Origin of the sequence: Aeromonas sp. FDAARGOS 1411 (genome assembly GCF_019047125.1) — a bacterium.
Taxonomy (GTDB): Bacteria; Pseudomonadota; Gammaproteobacteria; order Enterobacterales; family Aeromonadaceae; genus Aeromonas; species Aeromonas veronii.
Map to the genome: position 1 here is coordinate 1955606 of NZ_CP077214.1, position 21309 is coordinate 1976914.

Below are 21309 nucleotides of genomic sequence, written 5' to 3' on the forward strand. Positions count from 1 at the left end.
GAGAGATTAATCTTGTGCCTTGGTTACGCCTTGCGCCTTTCCACTCGTGTTCAGCTTGTGCAACAAGGTATCGAGCAAGGAGGCGGGCAACTCGGCGCTGACCGGCAGATACCACCAGTTATCGAGGGCAAACGGGCGGCACTTGACCGCATCCTTCTCGGTCATCAGCAGCGGCTTGCTGGCAAAGCGCCCCACCAGCTCATCCCGATCGAAGGGGTGATGATCGCCGTAGGCGGCCTGCTGATCCAGCTGATAGCCGAGCCCTTCTAGGGTGGCAAAGAAGCGGGGCGGATGACCAATCCCCGCCAGCGCATCAACCGGCCCCGACAAGGGGGCGGCCAGCGGGGCATCGTCGCGCACCCGGCGCGGGGTGTCGGCAACCAGTTGCATGGGGTACTCCCCCTTGCCCGGCTCGCCGCCGTTGCAGATGATGGCGTCCACCCGTTTGAGACGAGTGACCGGCTCGCGCAGCGGCCCCATCGGCAGCAGGCAGGCGTTGCCGAAACGGCGCGCTCCGTCCACCACCACCAGCTCGATGTCGCGGGCCAGCGCATAGTGCTGCAGACCATCGTCGGTGATGATGATATCCACCTCACCGCTCTGCTCCAGCAGTCGTACCGCGTCGGCCCGTTTCGGGGCAACCACCACGGGGCAGCCGCAGCGCCGGGCAATCAGCACCGGCTCATCTCCGGCCTGCGCCGTAGTGCTGGTCTCATCCAGCCGATAGGGGTAATGGGGCGCCTTGCCACCATAACCACGGCTCACCACCCCTGGGCGATAGCCGCGGGCTTGCAACTGCTCCACCAGCCAGACCACCACCGGCGTCTTGCCGTTGCCCCCCACCGAAATATTGCCCACCACGATCACCGGCAAGGAGGCGCTATACCCCCTGCACCAGCCGTGACGATAGGCGTAGCGGCGGGTGCCGCTGATGATGGCAAACAGCAGGGCAAAGGGGGCCAGCAACCAGCGCCAGCCACTTTTGCGATACCAGAGCCGTTCCAGCATCAGGCCTTGCTTCCCGCGTTGCCAAACTGAATGGCGCGCAGCTGGGCATAGGTGCCGCGCTGCTCCATCAATGCTTCGTGGTTACCGCGCTCGACGATATGACCTTCGTCGATCACCAGGATCTCGTCCGCCTTCTCGATGGTGGAGAGACGGTGGGCGATCACCAGCGAGGTACGCGCCTTGCAAAGCTCGTCGATAGCCGCCTGAATGTGGCGCTCGGACTCGGTATCGAGGGCCGAGGTGGCCTCATCCAGCAGCAGAACCGGCGCATCGCGCAGCAAAGCCCGCGCAATGGCAACACGCTGGCGCTGACCACCGGAGAGGGATGCACCGTTCTCGCCAACCACAGTGTCATACCCGTTGCTCATCTTGCTGACGAACTCGTCGGCATGAGCGATACGGGCGGCCTGCACGATCTGGTCGCGGCTGTATTTGTCTTCTGCCGCGTAGGCGATGTTGTTGGCCACCGAGTCATTGAACAGGTGAACATGCTGGGAGACCAGCGCGTACTGCTTGCGCAGCTCGCTCAACTTGTATTCGCGGATGTTGATGCCGTCCAGCAGGATCTCGCCCTGATCGATGTCGTAGAAGCGGGTCAGCAGGCTGGCAATGGTACTCTTGCCAGAGCCGGAACGGCCCACCAGCGCCACCGACTTACCCGCCTCCACCTTGAAGCTGACGTTGTGCAGCGCCGGGGTGTCCTTGGTCGGGTAGGTGAAGGTGACGTTGCGAAACTCGATCTCGCCGCGAGCACGCTCCAGAGTGCGGGTGCCGGTATCCTGCTCCGGCTCGGTGTCGAGCAGGCCAAACAGGCTGTGGCAGGCAGTGATGGCCCGCTGGAACTGGTTGTTGACGTCGGTCAGGCTTTTCAGCGGCTTGAGCAGCATCATCATGGAGGTGATCATGACGGTAAACGTACCGGCAGTCAGCTCGCTGCGCACACTGTCGATGGTAGCTACATAGAGGAAGGCAGCCAGCGCGATGGAGGCCACCATCTGCACCACAGGGCTGCCGATGGCATCAGCCGCGACCATCTTCATGGTTTGCTGGCGCATGTTGTTGCTGACCTGGAAGAAGCGTTTCTCTTCCACCTTCTGGCCACCAAACATCAGCACCTCTTTGTGCCCTTTGAGCATCTGCTCGGTGGAGGTGGTGATATCCCCCACCGCCTGCTGAATGTGACGGCTGATCTGGCGGAAACGACGGCTGATAAGGCCGATGATGACCCCCACCAGCGGGCCAACCACCAAAAAGATCACCGACAGCTGCCAGGAGTGCCAGAACATCAGGCCGAGCAGGCCGACCACGGTCGCCCCTTCCCGCACCAGGGTCACCAGCGTGGTACTCGCCGCCGAGGAGACCTGACTGGCGTCATAGGTCACCTTGGAGAGCAGATGACCGGTATTCTGACGGTCGAAGAAGCTCATCGGCATCGCCACCATGTGATTGAACACCTGCTGTTGCAGACGCATCACGACGTGGTTGCCAACCCAGGCCATGCAGTAGTTGGAGAGAAAGTTGGCGACACCGCGCAGGGCCACGATGCCGAGGACGAAGAAAGGCATCCATTTCAAAACGGTGCTGTCGTTGCCATTGATGCCCTGATCGATCAGCGGCTTGATGGAGTAGACAAAGGTGGTATCCACGGCGGCATAGCCCAGCATCCCGATGATGCCACCGACCAGGCCCAGCTTGCGATCACGGACATAACCGAGCAGGCGTTTGAATACTGGCCAGCTCTCTTGTGAGGTTTCTTGTTGCATGAATAGCCGTTAGTAATGGAAATGACGGGCTATTCTAGCCAAAGCGCAGGCTTACACCAAGCGCCGCCACCTATATCGCATTCCTCCACGGCAGAAATGGCCGATTATTGCTCAAACCACACTCGCGGTCGCCACCACTCGCCACTGCGCCGGTACCAGGGACCCAGATCTCGCTCGGCAGTGACGCTCAAGCCCGCTGCGGTGGGTTCGACCAGCATCGCCCCTTGCTGACCGGTGATCCACTGGCGGGCATCCCGATAGCGGGCCACCACATCGGGACGGGGAAAGCCCCACTGATTCATAAAACCGGCGCTGTGGATCACATCCTTTGCCGCCACCGCCGCGACAAACGAGGGTGTGGAGGAGGTGCGACTGCCATGATGGGGGCTCACCAGCAAGGTGCTGGCCAACCCCTCCCCCTCCAGCGCCACCAGTCGTTGTTCGGCCTGCCGTTCGATATCGGCGCTCAGCAATATGCTGCGCTCGCCATCGCTGATGCGTACCACGCAGCCATCGTTGTTACGCCCACCGCCTGGGTATTCGGGCCAGAGCACCACAAACGAGAGCCCCTGCCAGCGCCACTGTTGCCCACGCTGGCACAGGGTGGTTCCCTCACTGAAGGGGTAAGAGGAGAACTCGTGACGCACCGGCATGGCGCTGAGCAGTCGCTTGCGATTGCCGGCATGGTCCCGATCCTTGTGGCTGATGATGAGGCGATCGATGACCCAGATCCCCAGATGGCTTAGCTGGGGCAGGATCACCGCGTCCGCCATGTTGTAGCCTCCGGGATAGCGATCACCTGTGTCATAGAGGATGGCACGCTCCCCCTTGCTGATCAGCACTGCCAGCCCTTGCCCCACATCCAGCACCCGCAGTTGCCAGCGGACTGGCGTTGGCCAGAGCGCCAACAACAGCGCACACAGACCCGGTAGCAACAGCCAACGTGCCGGGCGCCACTGCGCGGCGAACCAGAGCAGCAACAGCAGGGTGCAAAGCGGCAGCCACCAGCCGGGCAGTGGCCACCACAGTTGCAGTTGATCGGAAAGCCAGTTCAGGATCGTCAACACCCACCCGAGCCCCAAATCCGCCAGCCAGAACAGGCCGTAGGCAAGCGAGGTGGAAAGCGGCGCCAGCAGCACACCGATCAGGGCCAGCGGGATGATGGCGATACAAAAGAGCGGCACCGCCAACAGGTTGATCACCATGGCAAGGGGCGCTATCCCCTCGAACAACGCCAGTTGCAGCGGCAGCAGACCGAGTAGCAGCCAGAGCTGGATCTGCCAGAGCCCCGGCTTGTCGTGGACATATCCCACCAGCAGCAAGATGGCCACCGCCAGAAACGAGAGCCAGAAGCCGGCCGAATAGAGGGCGAAGGGATCCCAGAGGGTCAATACCACAAAGGCCCACAGCCAGATGCGCCAGGCCGGCCACTCTCGCCGGCTCCAGCGCAATACACTCCACACCAGCACCATGATAAGAGCCCGTTCGGTGGCCACCGCAAATCCGGCCAACGCACTGTAGACGGCGGCAAACAGCAGGGAGGTGATGATGGCGCCGCGCAGACCAAACAGCCTGCCCAGCCACCACCCAAGCACCGCCACCAGCGCGATGTGTTGCCCTGAGATGGCGATGATATGGGTCAGGCCGCTGCCGCGAAACAGCTCCCACTGGGCATCCGTGATGCCGCTCTGCTCGCCAAAAGTGAGCGCCGCCAGCAAGGGGGCATGGTCAAGCGGACGCCAACTCTCGGTCGCGGCCCCCAACCAGCGTTCACGCCAACCCGCAGGTGCCTGTTGAATATCTATCACCCGACGCAGATTGCCAGTGGCGGTGATCCCCTTGCCCAGCAGCAGACGCCGCCCATCCAGCCCCGCCTCGTTGGCAAGACCGTGAGCCGGTTTCAACGAGGTCACCAGGGTGATCCGGCTGCCTACCGTCATGGCGGGTAATGCCTGATAGGCATTGACCCGGATCAGGGGCTCAGGTGTCACCGGTTGCTCGTCGAGGGTGCTCACCCGCAGCAGCAGCCGGACAAATTTATCCCCCTCGGGCTCTGCACTTTGCAGCTGTGCGGTTATCATGTGGCTCGTCTGATCGCCCAACCGCTCCAACCAGGCCAGCCGATAGGCAAGATTGGCCTGCATCCAGAGGATGCCGAGCAGGAGAAACAGCCACCGCCAGGCACGGCAATATGCAAGGGGGATCAGCAGGGACAGCAACAGGCCCCCCCATGCGAGTGAAGGTAACCATGGCCAGAGCAGTGAGGAGCTTGCCCCCAGGGCAAACGACAACAGACGCAGATCCATGGAGCAAGTATTTAGCAAGGTTTCAATATGCCCAAACGACTCATTAAACGCTGGATGCCCGATCAGCAAACCCTGAAAGAACACAAGCACCTGCGACTGTTCGGCAAACTGCTGCTCGATGCCAACCTCTGGCACCTCAACCGCCGCTCGGCTGCCGGGGCATTTGCGGTGGGCCTCTTCATGGCCTGGGTGCCGCTCCCCTGCCAGATGCTGCTGGCCGCCGGTGGCGCCATCCTGTGCCGGGTCAATCTGCCGCTCTCGGTGGCGCTGGTCTGGCTCTCCAACCCCTTTACCATGCCGCCCCTGCTCTATGGCGCCTATCTGGTGGGTTGCCAGCTGCTGGGACATTCGGCGCAGCAGATAGAGATTGAGTTCACCTGGGAGTGGCTGGTCTCGGTACTGGGCACAGTGGCACCGCCGCTGTTGCTGGGCTCGCTGATCCTGGCCCTGCTCAGTTCCCTTATCGGCTACACCCTGATCCGTACCTTCTGGCGGATCAGCACGGTGCGCCAGTGGCAAAAACGCAAGATGGCCCGCCCATGCTGAGTCGCTGGTTTTCCCGCTTCAAGCTCGATCCCGATACCCTGCGCCAGCAGAAGTGGTTTGCCCTGTTTGGTGAGCGACTGCTTGCCCCTGCCCTCTGGCAAGGGGGCACTCGCGCCCTGAGTGGCGCGGTGGCGGCCGGGATCTTCGCCTGCTGGTTCCCCATCCCGATGCACTCGCTCATCGCAGTCGGTCTGGCGCTGGCATTCAGCCTCAACCTGCCACTGGCGCTGCTGGCGGTCTGGTTCAACAATCCGCTGACCCTGCCGTTCATGTACCTCTACGCCTATCGCACCGGTTGTCTGGTACTGCACCAGACGCCGGAGCCTTTCCACCTCAGCTGGACCCTGCACTGGCTGGAGCAGGAGGCGGCCACTCTGGTGCCTCCCTTCCTGCTCGGCAGCCTGCTGCTGGCGGTACTCACCGCCCTAAGCGGCGGCGCCCTGACCGCGCTGCTGTTGCAACTGCGCAAGCTGTGGCAAGGTGCACGCCACCAGTGAGTCCCCCTTCCCATTGTTTGACTGTTTGACGATCAGCCGTTGGCGATCAAAAAAGCCCGTCACCAAGGTGACGGGCTTTTTCATGGCATAGTGCCAGAGCACAAGGCAATGCGATTACAGCACCTTGGCAATGGCCTCGCACAGGGGATCTATGTTGGCGCGGGTGATCCCGGCTACGCTGATCCGGCCTGAGCCGACGATGTAGATGGCAAATTCACTCTTGAGGCGCTCCACCTGATCCTTGGTGAGACCGGAGAAGGAGAACATGCCGTTCTGCTCGCGGATAAAGCTGAAATCCTGGCTCACGCCGAGGGCAGCCAGCTTCTCTACCAGCAGTTCGCGCATCTCGCGAATACGCACCCGCATGGCCGCAACTTCTTCGACCCACTCGGCATAGAGAGCCGGATCGCTCACCACGGCGGTGACCACAGCGGCGCCGTGTGACGGCGGGTTGGAGTAGTTGGCACGAATGACGGTCTTGACCTGGGTGAAGGCCACATCGGCGATCTCTTTGGTCGCGCTCACCAGCGTGAAGGCGCCGACCCGCTCGTTGTAGAGGCCGAAGTTCTTGGAGAAAGAGCTCGCCACCAGCAGCTCGTCATGGCACTCGGCGAAGATGCGCAGGCCTTCGGCATCCTCTTCGATACCACGGGCAAAACCCTGATAGGCGAAGTCAAACAGCGGCAACCAGCCGGCGGCAGCACTCTGCTTGGCCAGCGCGCGCCACTGATCGCTAGTGGGGTCGATACCGGTCGGGTTGTGGCAGCAGCCGTGCAGCAGCACCAGCTCACCCGGCTGCACTTCGGCCAGCGAGGCCTGCATGGCAGCAAAGTCGAGCCCCTTGGTGGCGGCGTCGTAGTACTTGTACCACTTGACGGTCAGACCGGCGGCCTGGAACACGCTGACGTGGTTGGCCCAGGTGGGATCGGAGATCCAGATGGTCTTGGCCAGACCGTTGCGCACCACAAATTCGGCGGCGATACGCAGGGCACCGGTACCACCCGGCGCTTGGGCGGTCTTGGCGCGGCCGCTGGCAACCAGCGCAGAATACTGCCCGAACAGCAGTTGCTGTACGATGCGGCCATATTCGATATTGCCTTCAATACCGAGGTAGTTCTTGGTCTTCTCGTCGGTCAGCAGCTTCTGCTCGGCTTTCTTGACGCAGTGAAGAATGGGGGTGGCACCGGACTCGTCCTTGTAGATCCCTACGCCCAGATTGATCTTGTGGCTGCGAGAGTCAGCACGGAAGGCTTCGGTCAGGCCCAGGATCGGATCCGCTGGGGCGGCAACAACCTTTTCAAACATGGTATTCCCTGTATTCCGTTGAGTTCGTTGGGTGGCAAAGCGGCTTGATAAACAAAAGCGCTCATCTGGCGAGCGCTTCGTCAACTCTTTATATCACCGCGTTCAATGGGGGAAAACCGCTTTTTGGCTCGCTTTCAGACCAATTTCAACCAACGGCATGCCACGCTGGCGCCAGTGCGCACACCTCGGCCGACAAGCCACCATTGAACTCAACCAAACCGCTACAAACTGCTAACAATGGCTTGGGGATCCGGCTCGGTTCCCACGGCCTAGCCTCAATCAAAGGTTGGGCATACGCACTGAGAATGGGGGCCAGATCACGGGGCAACCACCAGCTGGCCGGACGACCCAGCCGCTGGGCCAACGCCTGCAGCCGATCCACCCCTGCAGGATCGAGGGAGGTGAGATGACTCCACAGCACATTGGGGGGCAAGGCGGCCACTACCTGCTGCAAGGCGAGAGGAGCCGATGGTGGGGCCCACACCAGCAAGGTGCCAATATCAAGGGACATCTCGGCAAAGGCGCCGACGCTATCGGTGGTGATCACCCGCTCGATACTCCCCTCCCCCCACAGGATCTTGCCAAGACCCGCCAGGGTGCGCTCGGGTAGGGCCACCTCCCCCAGCGCCTGCAACCAGGGGGCAGCATCGATCAGGGTGCCGCCGCTGAAAAAGAGGCTGAACGGCTGGGCGGCGCGCAAGCGCAACAGCTGATCGGCACAGAGCCGGATGCCCTTGTCCTCGAAATCAATCTGCTCGTTGGGGGTGAAGTTCACTTCGCTCTTGCGATAGAGCGCCGCCAGCACCCGTTCATTGACCAGCTCCCCCAATTGCCAGCCCTGAGCATGCAACCACTCCTCGGGCTCGGGGGGCGCGGTGGCGATCTCGGCCAGCATCAGCTCGCGGGTGAGATAGCGCCGTCCGGCCGGGGTGAGCTCATAGCTGTGGCTGCCATGGGCGAGCAGCAGCTGGTTATCCTTGAGCAGGCCCACCAGCGGTTGCCACTGGCGGCCACGGATCACCACAGGTGAGTGGCTCAGCAACTGCTGCGCCAGCGCCCGCCATTCGGGGTGACTAAAGTCGATCAATTACAATCCATTCCTGTCAGTGCTCAATCGGATAAACAAACAGCCTGAAAAGGTACCGTTACAGACCGATGACGCCAAGCCTCCCACGCCAATTACGTGACCTCGCTCCCTGCAATTTTCCCCAAACAGAAGAGCCCACCGTGGGGTGGGCTCTTCCTTGGATAACACTCGACGCTTATTCGACGTTGAGGCGCAACTCGGCATCGTGCCAACCCAGTGGCAGGGTCAGCAACTGATCGATCAGCTCCCGGCGATCGGATTTCTCCAGATAGGCGAGATAGAGCGGGCGGCTCAGCGGCTGGCCCCCTTCTACCAGATACAACGCCCCCTTCTCGAGGAAGGGGCTGACCATCCGCCGTGGCAGGTAGGCAGCACCACCGTTGGCCAGCACGAACTGCAACGCCATGCTGGCAGAGCTGGAGTGCAGCACCGGGGTCTTTTGCAGGCTCTGCAAACGGCTGGGTTGCGGCTCGAAGCTGGTGCCCCAGTCGAGGTGGATGTGCGGCATCTGCATCAGGTTGTCGGCATTGGCGGCCGGATCCCGGCTCACCAGCTCGAACACCAGCTCACCGATGGGATGCAGGGCAATCTCGTCGATCTTGGTGGGCTCGGAGAGCAGGGCCAGATCGAGGGAGCGCTCCAGCAACTGGCGGCAGAGATGCTCGCGGGAGGCTGTTTCCAGCCGTACCGCCAAACCGGGCGCCAGCGCATAGATGTGGTTAAGCCAGTCGTTGAAATCGAGCTCCCAGAACACCGCGGGCGCGCCGATGGCCAACTGCTGGCTGAATCCAGGTGAGAGCGCCACATCCTGCTTGGCACGGCCAAGGGTGTGCAAGATGGCGTCTGCATAGGGCAGCAGACGCTCACCGGAGGCGGTCAGGCGGATGTTGTTGCGATGACGGGCAAACAGACTGACACCCAGTTGCTGCTCTAGCTGGCGGATCCGGAAACTCACCGCCGACTGGGTCAGGTAGAGATTTTCAGCAGCCCGGCCAAAATGCCGGGTCTTGCTCACCTCGATAAAGGTCCGAAGCAGCTCGGTATCCATTAATCGATGGACTCGTCACTGCCACCGCCGCTGCCACCACCGACATCAAAACTGCCGCCACCGCTGCTCTCTTCGCTGGCGCCGCCAACGACGGTGCAGAGGCGATGAACGCGCTTGGGACCGATCACCTTGAGGTATTTGAACCACACCTTGGCATGGGGGTTGGCACCGGCTTCGCCGGATTTGACCTGCTCGACGAAGGCGGACTCGACATCGTCACGGGGTGCAAGGTTGCCCTGGTAGAGTGCCAGCATGGCGGTACCATACTTTTCCAGACTGTCCGCTTCGGCCACAGTGAATTCGCCACTGCGACGCAGGCCACGGGGAAAATGTTTGAAGTCGTTGAAACGCTTGTCTGATTCGAAGCTCATAGTGCTCTTTTTTCTGGTTAGTTTGACCTTTGCGGGCAAGTATCATCAGGCCATCGCCGAGTGCAAAATCAATTTTCTCACTATGTTAATAAATATCTTTTATCGAAGTCAGTTTGCCCCATCGTTGACGCCGATTTTGTGGCATAACACACAAAAAACGTTGATAAATAATAAACTTATGTAAACGTGCAGCCAATTTGCACGTCACTTTCTGGACTGTGCAGGCAAAAATAAAGCGCCATACGGCGCTTTATTTGTCACATCAGGTGAACCAGCTGAACCTTTGGTTCAAACATGCTTACTCAATCATGGCCGGTTGGGCCAGGTTGTCGGCACGCCACAGACGGTAGCGCACTTCATACTCCTGCGGCACGTAGATCACGAATGGCAGTTTTGAGTTGTAGTTCACGAAGAAGCCCTGACCGTAGATCTGGACGAAGGTCTCTTTCTGCTGGTTATCCGGGCACATCATCAGGGTGCTGATGGGGTCGGAGACTTTGCCCAGTTTCAGGTAGTTGTAGCCCCAGCCTTTGACGCTGTGCTGTTCCAGGTTGCCTGCAAAACGCGGTACGTTGCAATCAACCATCATCTTTTTGCCGACCTGCAGCTCGACCATCATGTCGGCTTCTTTCTCGACTTCAGGCAGGCGGATCACCACACGTTCCTGATTCACGTCAGCGGCTGGGAACATGCTGATATCAAATTTTTTCGGCTCGGCGGCGAAGGCATGGCCACCCAGCAACAAGGCGCCCAGCAGGCTAAAACGCAATACGGTTTTCATCTGTACCTCATGGGGTTGGTTCAACGCCGCTAGACTAACCGCTCTGCCGATTTCATGCCAGCGATCTGCTACGTAAAAACTGCGTAAAATGATGCAGATCCGGCACACCATGACGTGATCTGGCTATTTTCTGACAGGGCGCACACTCCCGTTGCAAGAGCCTGAAACAAAAAGCGAGGCCAATTAGCCTCGCTTTGCATTCAAATGGCGCCAGAGTGCTATTTGGCCGCCTCTTGATGGGCCTTGATGACGGCCACCGCCTTGTCAGGGAAGTCGCTGAACACCCCGTCCACATCGGCTTGATAGAGGAAGATGTTGAGCAGATCGGTAAAGTCCTTGGCATAGGCCGGGATCTGCCCCTCATCCTGACGGAAGGTATAGGGGTGAACTTTCAGGCCCGCCGCATGGGCTTCTTTTACCATACCGGTGAAGACCGGTTTGCCCAAAGTGCCCGGCTCGGTGACGATCATCGGTTTCCACGGGCCAATCCCTTCGGCATAGCTGGCGATGGTTTTCATCGCTCCCGGCTTGAACATCCAGTCATAGTTGTAGGGGGTCGCCTTACCCTTGGCGTCGTAGACCATGGTCTCGTTCCAGTCGGTCTCGGCCATCAGCTGCACCAGTTTCAGATCCATACCCATGGCGGGCATCAGCTCGCTGTTGATGCGCTTGAGTTCATCGGCATCGAAGCACTGCAGATAGACCTTGTCATCCTTCCCGGTGTAGCCGAACTCCTTGAGCACCTTCAGCACCGCCTTGGAGATATCCTTGCCTTCGTGACGGAACAGCCAGGGCGCCTTGATCTCCGGGTAGATCCCGATGTTCTTGCCGGTGCTCTTGTTGAGCCCCTGAATCATCTCGATCTCCTCCTGGAAGGTATGGATCTTGAAGTCTGACTTCCAGAGCGGGAAGCGGGCCGGATAGACCGGCACCTGCTTGCCATCCACCAGCTGGAACGGCTCGGTCATACGCAGGGAGCGCACCTCGTCCAGGGTGAAATCCACCACATAATAACGGCCGTCCGGACGGGCACGACCGGGGAAGCGCGCCGCCACATCGGTGATGCCATCGAGGAAGTGATCGTGCATCACCACCAGCTGGTCATCCTTGGTCATGACCAGATCCTGCTCCAGATAGTCAGCGCCCATGCCATAGGCCAGCGCCTTGGACTCCAGGGTATGCTCGGGCAGGTAGCCGGAAGCGCCACGGTGGGCGATCACAACCTTGCCTTCATCGGCAGCCAACACGGGTAATGAGAGGGATGCCCCAAGGCTCAAGGCGATGAGAGAAACGGCGAGTTTTTTCATATGTGATGCTCTTTATTATTGTGTGTAGGTAATTGTTCTATCAGAGGTTTGTTGCATATTTACGGTGGAAAGCGGTGGGCAGCAGCGCACTGCCCACCGTCACTCATCAGCTCGCCTTGCGCAGAGCCTGATGGTATTGGTCGAGCCAAATCTGCAGCATCTGCTGCTCTGAGTCGTTCAGGCGCAGCCCCAGCTTGCTGCGGCGCCAGAGGATATCGTCCAGTGAACAGGCCCACTCCCGCTCGATGAGATAACGCACTTCCGACTCGTAGAGGCCACCACCGAAGTGAATGCCGCGATCCTCTTTCAGCCAAAGACGGGCATGGGCACCATAGGCCTCGGCAATACGCAGGGCGCTGCGATCATCGAGCCAGTCAAACTCCAGCGCAAAGGCGCGGGCCAGCTCGCGCACCGAGCAGTCAAACTCGCCGCCGGGCAGACGGGTGGTCGCCGTCCAGTCATCCCCCATCTGGCTAAACCAGGGCTTGAGCTTGTTGCAGGCGGCCTGCGCCAGCTTGCGATAGGTGGTGAGCTTGCCGCCAAATACCGAGAGCAGCGGCGCACCGTCGGATTCGCCAGAGAGTTCGAGGGTGTAGTCGCGGGTCACCGCTTGCGGCGAGTCTGACTCGTCATCACAGAGCGGACGCACTCCGGCATAGGTCCAGATCACATCTTGCGGCGCAATTTGGCGAGTGAAGTGGGCGTTGACCACCTTGCACAGGTAGGTAATTTCGGCCTCGCTGATCTTCGCTTCCCGCGGGCTGCCGTGGTGCTCCACATCGGTGGTGCCGATGAGGGAGTAGTCCTGCTGATAGGGGATGACGAAGACGATACGGTTGTCTTCGTTTTGCAGGATATAGGCCTCTTCGCGCTCATGGATGCGCGCCACTATCATGTGGCTGCCTTTAATAAGGCGAATGCCGCGTGGGGATTTCTCGTGCAGGCTCTCGTCATAAAAGGTCTTGACCCAGGGGCCCGCCGCATTGACCAGACCACGGCAGGTGACGGTGAACTGCTCGCCCCCTTCCCGCTCCAAAGTGAGCGTCCAGTGTTTGGATCCACGTACCGCCTTGATGCAGCGGGTGCGGGTCTGCACGTCGGCCCCCTTGTCACGGGCCATCATGGCGTTGAGTACCACCAGCCGGGCGTCGTCGACCCAGGCATCCGAGTATTCAAACCCCTTATTGACCCCTGCGGTCAAACCATCTTGCGGCAGGAAGCGCACGCCACAGCTCCCCTTTAGCTTGTCGCGCTTGGCCAGATTGTCATAGAGGAAGAGACCGGCACGGATCATCCAGGCCGGACGCAGGTGCGGGCGGTGCGGCAGACGAAAACGCATGGGACGGGCGATGTGAGGCGCCATACCGAGCAGCACCTCCCGCTCCGCCAATGCCTCTTTCACCAGCCGGAATTCGTAATGCTCGAGATAACGCAAACCGCCGTGGATCAGCTTGCTGGAGTTGGACGAGGTGGCAGAGGCGAGATCTTGCGCCTCAAACAGGGCAACCTTCAGACCCCGTCCTGCCGCATCGGCTGCGATACCGACCCCGTTGATGCCGCCACCGACGACGACCAGATCATAATGTTCGCTCATGTTCACCTACTTTCATTTTTATGATTGCTATAACAGCAATGTTTGATTTCGCTCATTTTAGAACATGAAAATACAACAAACGAACATTTTATGATGAAAGTGTGATCGCCACAGCCCGCCAGAGGTGGCAAAGGGGACAGGTCAGCGGAGCAAATGGCGTCGGGCCAACATCGGCGGGTTAATAGCCAAAAAAACAGATTGAATTGTGGTTTTTGCAATACCTATAAAGGGGTGAGATGAGTCCGGGGCTGGGGGAGAGAAAAAGAAAGGAGGCCGCCCTGACGGGCGACCGGCACAGCCTTGGCGTGTTTCGCCGTCAGCAGATGTGGCAAGCGATCTGGTGTTGCGCCATCAATCGCGTCAGCTTTTCCGGTGGCTCCTGATCGGTAAAAAGGGCGTGGATCTGGCTGAGATTGCCCAGATTGACCATGGCGTTGCGACCAAACTTGGTGTGGTCGGCGGCCAGGAACACCTGACGGGAGTGGGCGATGATGGCCTGGGCGATCTTCACCTCGTGATAGTCGAAATCGAGCAGGGAGCCGTCGTTGTCGATCCCCGAAATCCCGATGACACCATAGTCCATGCGAAACTGACCGATGAAGTCGCGGGTCGCCTCCCCCACGATGCCGCCATCGCGGTTGCGGATCTCGCCACCGGCAATGATGACGGTGAAGTCATCCTTGGCCGTCAGAATGCTGGCCACGTTGAGGTTGTTGGTGACGATGCGCAGCTCACGGTGATCGAGCAGGGCGCGGGCAATGGCTTCGGTGGTGGTGCCTATGTCGATAAAGAGCGATGAGCCGTCGGGAATATTGGCCGCGACCTCGCGGGCGATGCGCTCTTTCTCCTTGAGTTGCATCACTTTACGGGCGCTGTAGGCGGTATTGACGGTACTCGAATGCAGGGAGGCACCGCCATGATGGCGCCGGATCTTGTTCTGTTCGGCGAGATCGTTCAGATCCCGGCGAATGGTCTGGGGGCTGACGTCAAAGTGGGTCACCAGATCGTCGGTCGAGACAAATCCCTGCCGCGTCAGGACGTCCAGGATCTCCAGATGTCGTTGGGTTTGCTTCACGCTTGCACTCCGATGATGAAACGAAAAAAGGCCCCGGCAGATGCGGGGCCTTTTGGCAGTTTACCTGATCCCCTTTGGGATCAATAAGCTGAGGATCACGTTTTATGCCTTATGGGCAGCCGCTTTCTTGGCCGCAACAGCAATGTTCTCATGCTTGAGGGTCATCGCCAGCAGTATGATGGAGAGCACGCAGGAGACGGTCAGCACCATGAAGCCGCCATCCCAACCGAAGTGGTCAACGGTATAACCCAGCATGGCGTTGGCTGCCACGGCGCCGCCCAGATAACCGAACAGACCGGTGAAACCTGCCGCAGTACCGGCTGCTTTCTTCGGTGCCAGCTCAAGAGCATAGAGGCCGATCAGCATGACAGGGCCGTAGATCAGGAAGCCGATAGCCACCAGCGCCATCATGTCGATGGTCGGGTTGCCGGCCGGGTTGAACCAGTAAACCAGCACAGCCAGGGTCACCAGCACCATGAACAGGATACCGGCCGGGGCACGGCGGCCCTGGAACATCTTGTCAGAGATCCAGCCACACAGCAGGGTGCCCGGAATACCGGCCCACTCGTAGAGGAAGTAAGCCCAGGAGGAGTTGTCGACGGTGAAGTGCTTGGCCTCTTTCAGGTAGGTTGGCGCCCAGTCCAGCACACCGTAACGAATGAGGTAAACGAAAGCGTTGGCGATCGCGATGTACCACAGCAGTTTGTTGTGCAGCACGTACTTGACGAAGATCTCCTTGGCGGAGAACTCCTGCTCGTGGCTCTCGTTGTAATCCTTCGGATAGTCGTTCTTGTACTCCTCGATGGGAGGCAGACCGACCGATTGCGGGGTATCACGCATCACGAAGAAGGCGATCACCGCGATGGCGGCCGCCGCAGCCGCAGGTACATAGAAGGCGCTGCGCCAGTCGTTGAACCAGCCCATCCCGAGGATAAACAGCGGGCCAATCATGCCGCCACCCACGTTGTGCGCCACGTTCCAGACCGCAACCACTTCGCCGCGCTCTTTCTGTGACCACCAGTGCACCATGGTGCGACCGCAGGGCGGCCAGCCCATGCCCTGTGCCCAACCGTTCAGGAACAACAGCACAAACATGATGGCAATGCTGGAGGTGGCCCAGTGCATGGTACCCATCATGAACATGATGGCAGCCGAGAGCAGCAGACCGGCGGAGAGGAAGTAACGGGCGTTGGAACGGTCAGAGACGTTCCCCATCAGGAACTTGGACAAACCGTAAGCGATGGAGACCCCGGAGAGCGCGAAACCGAGATCACCACGGGAGAAGCCCTGCTCGATCAGATAGGGCATCGCCAGACTGAAGTTTTTCCGTACCAGATAGTAGCCGGCGTAACCGAAGAAGATCCCGAAAAACACTTGCCAACGCATGCGTTTGTAGAAGGGGTCGACCTTGTCAGCCGGGAGCCTGTCGATGTGCGCCGCAGGCCTGAAGAGACTAAGCATGTTCTGCTTCCTTATTGTTGTTATGGGCGGTTGAGGATGCCCTGACCATTCCAACGAATCATGTGAGTCCGCTGATTCGTAAGCGAGCCTATTGTGCTCATATGCGCTCATTTAATCTGTGATGCATGCTCAAATATTGCAGTTTTATTACAAATAAAAGCTCCAAATGAGAAATTACTCAGCAAGCGCCAGCCCTTGTGTGGCAAGGGTTGTAAGCTACCCCCTAAGTGGTAACTAGCGGTTATCAAGATGCTTTACGTCACATTTTCTTAGCAATGAGTGGGATCTTGTCCACATTTCCTATGGAGGGGGGATGGTGAAATTATTGGGAAGGGTTATTTTCTGTCACGACCGATAACGAGCGCAAACGAGCATAACGTTTGCGCAAGACACAAAAACAACAAGGAAACGTTTTCGGCGGCAACGGATAGACACAAAAAGATAAAACGGAACATCAAACCTCTACGGGTGGATATAAGGAACAAAAGTATGAGCATACAAAGACCCAATACCCTGCTTGGCGAGTGCATCGCCGAGTTTATCGGAACCGGCCTGCTGATATTTTTCGGCGTCGGATGTGTGGCGGCACTGGTGCTGGCAGGTGCCAACTTCGGGCAGTGGGAAATCTCCATTACCTGGGGTCTGGGTGTGGCCATCGCCATCTATGTGACCGGCGGCATTTCAGGTGCTCACCTGAACCCGGCTGTAACCCTGGCGCTGATGACCTTCTGCGGGTTCGACAAGCGCAAGGTAGTGCCCTACATCATCGCCCAGATGGCCGGTGCCTTCTGCTTCGCGGCCCTTGTCTACTTCCTTTATGGTAACCTTTTCACCCAGTGGGAAGTGACCCATAACGTGGTGCGCGGCAGCGTCGAGAGCCTCGGCACCGCCGGGATCTTCTCCACCTACCCGAACGCCCTGCTGACCAACATGCAAGCCTTCGCCGTCGAGCTGGTGATCACCGCCGTGCTGATGCTGGGCATCATGGCGCTGGGTGACAACAACAACGGCGCCCCCAAAGGGTTCGCGGCCGCCCTGCTGATCGGTATCCTGATCGCGGTGATCGGTGCCTCCCTTGGCCCGTTAACCGGTTTTGCCATGAACCCGGCCCGTGACTTTGGTCCGAAACTGTTCGCGTTCTTTGCTGGCTGGGGGGATGTTGCCCTGACCGGTGGTCGTGACAACCCCTACTTCTGGGTTCCGATCCTTGGCCCCATCGTTGGCGCCCAGATTGGTACCGCTCTGTATGTCAAAGTGCTGGCTCCCTGCGTCCCGGGCAACCGTGTCGTCACCACCGAGCAAGCGACCCAAACCGCCAAAGAAGAGGCTGCCGCATAAGAGCGGCCCCCTCCAACGTATAAAAACGTGGAAAATAGAAACGTGGAGAACATCATGTCTGCTGAAAAGAAATATGTCGTCGCTCTGGACCAGGGTACTACCTCTTCCCGCGCCATCGTGTTTGATCAGGATGCCAACATTGTCGGTACCTCCCAGCGCGAATTCACCCAGCACTACCCGAAAGCGGGCTGGGTAGAGCACGACCCGATGGAGATCTGGGCGACCCAATCCTCCGTCTTTACCGAAGTGCTGGCCAAGACCGGCCTGCGCAGCGAAGAGATCGCCGCCATCGGTATCACCAACCAGCGTGAAACCACCGTCGTCTGGGAAAAGGCCACCGGCAAGCCCATCTACAACGCCATCGTCTGGCAGTGCCGCCGCACCGCCGCCATCTGCGAGGAGCTGAAAGCACGCGGTCTGGAAGAGTACGTTCGCGAAAACACCGGTCTGGTGCTGGATGCCTACTTCTCCGGTACCAAGGTTAAGTGGATCCTCGACAACGTGGAAGGTGCCCGCGAGAAAGCGATGAACGGCGAACTGCTGTTCGGCACCATCGATACCTGGCTGGTCTGGAAGATGACCAATGGCGAAGTGCACGTCACCGACCCGACCAACGCCTCCCGTACCATGCTCTACAACATCCGCGAGCTGAAGTGGGACGAGAAGATGCTGGACGAGCTGGGCATCCCCATGTCCATGCTGCCGGAAGTGAAACCCTCTTCCGAAGTGTACGGCTACACCACCCGTGGCGGCGGCTCCCGCATCCCCATTGCCGGTATCGCCGGTGACCAGCAGTCTGCCCTGTTCGGCCAGCTCTGCTTTGAAAAAGGGATGGCCAAAAACACCTACGGCACCGGCTGCTTCATGCTGATGAACACCGGCACCGAGCCGGTTCGCTCCAGCAACGGCCTGCTGACTACCGTCGCCATCGGCCCGAAAGGGGAAGTGAACTACGCGCTGGAAGGTGCGGTATTCATGGGCGGCGCCACCATCCAGTGGCTGCGTGACGAGCTCAAGATCATTCACGATGCCCGCGATACCGACTACTTCGCCTCCAAGGTGGGTGACACGAACGGCGTCTATCTGGTGCCGGCCTTCGTCGGTCTGGGCGCCCCCTACTGGGATCCGTATGCTCGCGGCACCATGGTCGGTCTGACCCGTGGTGCCAACCGCAACCACATCATCCGTGCTGCGCTGGAATCCATCGCCTATCAGAGCCGCGATGTGCTGGATGCGATGCAGCAGGACTCCGGCATCAAGCTGGCAGCTCTCAAGGTAGACGGCGGAGCCGTAGCCAACGACTTCCTGATGCAGTTCCAGGCTGACATGATGCACACCCCGGTGGTACGTCCGACCCGCATCGAGACTACCGCCATGGGCGCCGCCTTCCTGGCAGGTCTGGCAGTCGGCTTCTGGAAGAGCTCGGACGAGCTGGAAGACAAGTTCAGCGTTGACCGCGAGTTCATCCCGCAGATGGACAGAGACGATCGCGCCAAACGTTACAGCGGCTGGCAGAAAGCAGTTGAGCGTTCACGCCGTTGGGCTGAAGAGGATTGATCGGGTACCCGACATTCCGTTGAGATAAACACCCAAGAGGCCGACCGCAATGTCGGCCTCTCTTTTTATGCTTTCCCTTGCCGCTTTCTGCCCCCTTCCCCGCTCATTGCTCACTCCTGTTTTTCTGCCGCCCTCTGTTGTTACCATCCGCCACAACGCAATTGAGTTCTCTATCTATAATCATCATCTGGGTCGCATATGCGACCTTATTTATGAGGAGAGCGATATGGAGAGGGCGATACACCGTTTTACACTGCAATCACTCTGGTCAGGGCTCGGGATCCGCACCCGGATCCTCGCTGGCGTGGCGATACTGATGGCCATCGCCATCAGCTGCATCACCTTGATCCTCGAGCAGATATCCCACAGTCAGGCCCAGCAGCGGGTCGAACGCTACGAGCTACCAAGCAGTGTGGATCGCATTGCCAACCAGCTGACCGCGCAGCTTATCCAGCACCTGACCGAGGCGCAGGCGCTAGCCAGCAACCGTTTTGTCATCGACTGGCTGACCGCTGGCATGCCAGAACAAGAGTGGCCCGCCATGGAGCGCTACTTTCAGGATCTGCAACGGCGGATCGGCGGCAACGTCTTTATCGCCCCCCGCCAGAGCAACACCCTGATCAACTTCAGCGGCGGCCCCATCGCCCAGAAATCGCTGAGCGAATCAGACCCGAAAGATGGGTGGTTTTTCGGCTTTCTCAAACGCAGCAAACCCTATGAGCTGAACCTCGACATCTCGGATTTTGACAAGCGCGCCTCCCTCTATATCAACACCGCCGTCACCCACGAGGGCAAGACCCTGGCGGTGGCAGGTACCTCCATCGACATGAGTGCCCTGAGCAAACTCATCAGCGGCTATCGGATCGGCAAGAGCGGTCAGGTCTATCTGGCGGACATGGAGGGCAATATCGAGATCCACCCCGAGCAGGAGGTGGAGGGGGCCGCCCACCACCAGCAATCCTTCCTCGATACCGTCAAACGGCTTATTCCCAATGCCCGGGAACAGGTGGCGGTAGAGGCGCTAACGCTGGAGGGGCAAACCTACCTCATCGCGGTGCGTTACATCCCCACCCTCAACCGGCTGCTGATTGGCGAGATCAACAGCGCCGAGCTGGAAGAGGGACTGCAGGAATCCCGCCAGCTCATCATCATGGTCTCGCTCGCCATCGGCGGGATCGCCATGCTGGCCTCCGCCTGGCTGGCTCACTCCATCAGTCGCCCCATTCGTCAAGCAGCAGATGGCATGCATCACATCACTGCCGATCGGGATCTGGCGACCCGCCTTGACTTCTCTGATGAGTCGGAGCTGGGAATGATGGCCCAGAGTTTCAATCAGCTGATCCAGAGCCTGAACCAGAGCTTCTCCCGCTTCCAGCAGTCAGGCAGTGCCCTCTCCGCCCAGTCGTCCCAATCCATGCAGCAGGCCCAGGCACTGGCAGGAGAAGCGTGCCAGCAGGCCCAGAGCATTCAGGAGCTGACCACTGTGGTCACCACCATCGGCGACAACGCCGAGCAGATCGCCAGCCGCTCTGAAGGGGTCAACGACGTGACCCAACGCATCGCCAACCATATGCTCAGCATCGAGCAGGATGTGACCCAGAGCGCCGCGCAACTCGACACCTTGCGCAGCAGCATCGGCAGCTCCTCAGCCCTGCTCGATGAGGTGGTGAAAGACAGCAACAACATCACCCAGATCATGAACCTCATCCGCGATGTCTCAAACCAGACCAACCTGCTCGCCCTCAATGCGGCCATCGAAGCGGCCCGTGCGGGGGATATGGGACGGGGCTTTGCGGTGGTGGCCGACGAGGTACGCCAACTGGCGGTGCGTACCCAGACCGCCACCAAGGATGTACAGGATCTTATCTTGCGCCTGCAGGAGGGAACGCGGCAGGCCAGCAGCTCGATGGCAGACTCCCGCAACCTGAGCGAAGAGGGATACAACCGGATGAATCAGGCCAGAGAGGTGCTGGTTGATGCCACCAGCCAGATCAACCAAACCGCCCTCGAGATCAACGAGATCAGCGCGCTGGCGCAGGCGCAGAATCAACAGATGGGGCAAGCCAGAACGGCGCTCGACGAGCTGGCCATGGTGGCCGAACACCAGCGGGAACACGCACAGGAGAGCAATGCCGCCAGCCGCGAACTGTTCGAACTGGCCAAAGCCATCGACGAGCAGATCCGCCAATACCGGATTGGCTAGACCCGGCGCTTCCCTCTCTCCCTCTCAATAACCAAGACGCCACCACAGGGTGGCGTTTTCAT

At 59.6% G+C, this 21309-nt stretch carries 17 protein-coding genes; 5 read left to right on the top strand and 12 right to left on the bottom strand.

What is annotated here, in order from left to right:
- Nucleotides 1-6: 6 nt before the first annotated feature.
- The 3 genes from lpxK to I6L41_RS08620 all read right to left on the bottom strand — a co-directional run bounded on the left by lpxK (nt 7) and on the right by I6L41_RS08620 (nt 5077).
- Entirely contained in the window at nt 7-1008 is a 1002-nt protein-coding gene (gene lpxK, locus I6L41_RS08610) for a tetraacyldisaccharide 4'-kinase (RefSeq protein WP_216963406.1), read from the bottom strand.
- Nucleotides 1008-2771: a lipid A ABC transporter ATP-binding protein/permease MsbA gene (gene msbA, locus I6L41_RS08615; RefSeq protein WP_075115539.1), complete on the bottom strand. Its 1764-nt coding sequence runs from the start codon at nt 2769-2771 to the stop codon at nt 1008-1010. The genes lpxK and msbA overlap by 1 nt, the downstream gene beginning before the upstream one ends.
- Nucleotides 2772-2875: 104 nt before the next feature.
- Nucleotides 2876-5077, bottom strand: coding sequence for a DNA internalization-related competence protein ComEC/Rec2 (locus tag I6L41_RS08620; protein ID WP_216963409.1), 2202 nt, complete (start codon nt 5075-5077; stop codon nt 2876-2878).
- A gap of 27 nt (nt 5078-5104) precedes the next feature.
- Here I6L41_RS08620 and I6L41_RS08625 point away from each other — a divergent pair, with 27 nt between their 5' ends.
- A complete protein-coding gene (locus I6L41_RS08625; protein ID WP_005350890.1) occupies nt 5105-5623 on the top strand; it encodes a DUF2062 domain-containing protein in 519 nt (172 codons plus the stop codon).
- Complete coding sequence (locus tag I6L41_RS08630) at nt 5617-6120, top strand: DUF2062 domain-containing protein (RefSeq protein ID WP_139708487.1); 504 nt, start codon at nt 5617-5619, stop codon at nt 6118-6120. Before I6L41_RS08625 ends, I6L41_RS08630 begins: the two co-directional genes overlap by 7 nt.
- 114 nt (nt 6121-6234) lie before the next feature.
- Here the strand turns inward: I6L41_RS08630 and I6L41_RS08635 are convergent, their stop codons facing one another.
- The 9 genes from I6L41_RS08635 to glpT all read right to left on the bottom strand — a co-directional run bounded on the left by I6L41_RS08635 (nt 6235) and on the right by glpT (nt 16149).
- The gene (locus I6L41_RS08635; RefSeq protein WP_216963413.1) at nt 6235-7425 is read right to left on the bottom strand and encodes an amino acid aminotransferase; all 1191 of its coding nucleotides are present in this window, start codon (nt 7423-7425) and stop codon (nt 6235-6237) included.
- 145 nt (nt 7426-7570) lie between these two features.
- On the bottom strand, nt 7571-8512 hold the full coding sequence (locus tag I6L41_RS08640; RefSeq protein ID WP_216963416.1) for a hypothetical protein: 942 nt from the start codon (nt 8510-8512) through the stop codon (nt 7571-7573).
- Between the two features lie 175 nt (nt 8513-8687).
- Nucleotides 8688-9560, bottom strand: coding sequence for an HTH-type transcriptional regulator HdfR (gene hdfR / locus I6L41_RS08645; protein ID WP_139406517.1), 873 nt, complete (start codon nt 9558-9560; stop codon nt 8688-8690).
- Nucleotides 9560-9931, bottom strand: a complete 372-nt coding sequence (locus I6L41_RS08650) for a DUF413 domain-containing protein (protein ID WP_005350885.1) — start codon at nt 9929-9931, stop codon at nt 9560-9562. Before I6L41_RS08650 ends, hdfR begins: the two co-directional genes overlap by 1 nt.
- Before the next feature lie 298 nt (nt 9932-10229).
- The gene (gene eco, locus I6L41_RS08655; RefSeq protein WP_005337529.1) at nt 10230-10712 is read right to left on the bottom strand and encodes a serine protease inhibitor ecotin; all 483 of its coding nucleotides are present in this window, start codon (nt 10710-10712) and stop codon (nt 10230-10232) included.
- Between the two features lie 218 nt (nt 10713-10930).
- Entirely contained in the window at nt 10931-12019 is a 1089-nt protein-coding gene (gene glpQ / locus I6L41_RS08660) for a glycerophosphodiester phosphodiesterase (RefSeq protein ID WP_216963419.1), read from the bottom strand.
- Between the two features lie 106 nt (nt 12020-12125).
- Nucleotides 12126-13613 (bottom strand): glycerol-3-phosphate dehydrogenase, encoded by a 1488-nt coding sequence (gene glpD / locus I6L41_RS08665; protein ID WP_216963423.1) that lies wholly within the window; start codon nt 13611-13613, stop codon nt 12126-12128.
- A 316-nt stretch (nt 13614-13929) separates the two neighbouring features.
- Entirely contained in the window at nt 13930-14688 is a 759-nt protein-coding gene (locus I6L41_RS08670) for a DeoR/GlpR family transcriptional regulator (protein ID WP_005347045.1), read from the bottom strand.
- Nucleotides 14689-14790: 102 nt separating this feature from the next.
- A complete protein-coding gene (gene glpT, locus I6L41_RS08675) occupies nt 14791-16149 on the bottom strand; it encodes a glycerol-3-phosphate transporter (RefSeq protein ID WP_005337540.1) in 1359 nt (452 codons plus the stop codon).
- A 489-nt stretch (nt 16150-16638) separates the two neighbouring features.
- Here glpT and I6L41_RS08680 point away from each other — a divergent pair, with 489 nt between their 5' ends.
- The 3 genes from I6L41_RS08680 to I6L41_RS08690 all read left to right on the top strand — a co-directional run bounded on the left by I6L41_RS08680 (nt 16639) and on the right by I6L41_RS08690 (nt 21247).
- Nucleotides 16639-17487: an MIP/aquaporin family protein gene (locus I6L41_RS08680; RefSeq protein ID WP_005350866.1), complete on the top strand. Its 849-nt coding sequence runs from the start codon at nt 16639-16641 to the stop codon at nt 17485-17487.
- Nucleotides 17488-17541: 54 nt separating this feature from the next.
- Nucleotides 17542-19044 carry a glycerol kinase GlpK gene (glpK, locus tag I6L41_RS08685; RefSeq protein ID WP_005337546.1) on the top strand — a complete coding sequence of 501 codons (1503 nt, stop codon included), beginning with the start codon at nt 17542-17544 and terminating at the stop codon, nt 19042-19044.
- Nucleotides 19045-19270: 226 nt separating this feature from the next.
- Nucleotides 19271-21247 (top strand): methyl-accepting chemotaxis protein, encoded by a 1977-nt coding sequence (locus I6L41_RS08690; protein WP_216963426.1) that lies wholly within the window; start codon nt 19271-19273, stop codon nt 21245-21247.
- The last annotated feature ends 62 nt before the right edge of the window (nt 21248-21309 follow it).

Coding starts and splice junctions, on each gene's coding strand:
- glpD (WP_216963423.1), bottom strand. CDS start 13,613: ATGAGCGAACATTATGATCTGGTCGTCGTCGGTGGCGGCATCAACGGG.
- I6L41_RS08620 (WP_216963409.1), bottom strand. CDS start 5,077: ATGGATCTGCGTCTGTTGTCGTTTGCCCTGGGGGCAAGCTCCTCACTG.
- glpK (WP_005337546.1), top strand. CDS start 17,542: ATGTCTGCTGAAAAGAAATATGTCGTCGCTCTGGACCAGGGTACTACC.
- I6L41_RS08630 (WP_139708487.1), top strand. CDS start 5,617: ATGCTGAGTCGCTGGTTTTCCCGCTTCAAGCTCGATCCCGATACCCTG.
- I6L41_RS08680 (WP_005350866.1), top strand. CDS start 16,639: ATGAGCATACAAAGACCCAATACCCTGCTTGGCGAGTGCATCGCCGAG.
- lpxK (WP_216963406.1), bottom strand. CDS start 1,008: ATGCTGGAACGGCTCTGGTATCGCAAAAGTGGCTGGCGCTGGTTGCTG.
- glpT (WP_005337540.1), bottom strand. CDS start 16,149: ATGCTTAGTCTCTTCAGGCCTGCGGCGCACATCGACAGGCTCCCGGCT.
- msbA (WP_075115539.1), bottom strand. CDS start 2,771: ATGCAACAAGAAACCTCACAAGAGAGCTGGCCAGTATTCAAACGCCTG.
- I6L41_RS08650 (WP_005350885.1), bottom strand. CDS start 9,931: ATGAGCTTCGAATCAGACAAGCGTTTCAACGACTTCAAACATTTTCCC.
- I6L41_RS08690 (WP_216963426.1), top strand. CDS start 19,271: ATGGAGAGGGCGATACACCGTTTTACACTGCAATCACTCTGGTCAGGG.
- hdfR (WP_139406517.1), bottom strand. CDS start 9,560: ATGGATACCGAGCTGCTTCGGACCTTTATCGAGGTGAGCAAGACCCGG.
- eco (WP_005337529.1), bottom strand. CDS start 10,712: ATGAAAACCGTATTGCGTTTTAGCCTGCTGGGCGCCTTGTTGCTGGGT.
- I6L41_RS08625 (WP_005350890.1), top strand. CDS start 5,105: ATGCCCAAACGACTCATTAAACGCTGGATGCCCGATCAGCAAACCCTG.
- I6L41_RS08635 (WP_216963413.1), bottom strand. CDS start 7,425: ATGTTTGAAAAGGTTGTTGCCGCCCCAGCGGATCCGATCCTGGGCCTG.
- glpQ (WP_216963419.1), bottom strand. CDS start 12,019: ATGAAAAAACTCGCCGTTTCTCTCATCGCCTTGAGCCTTGGGGCATCC.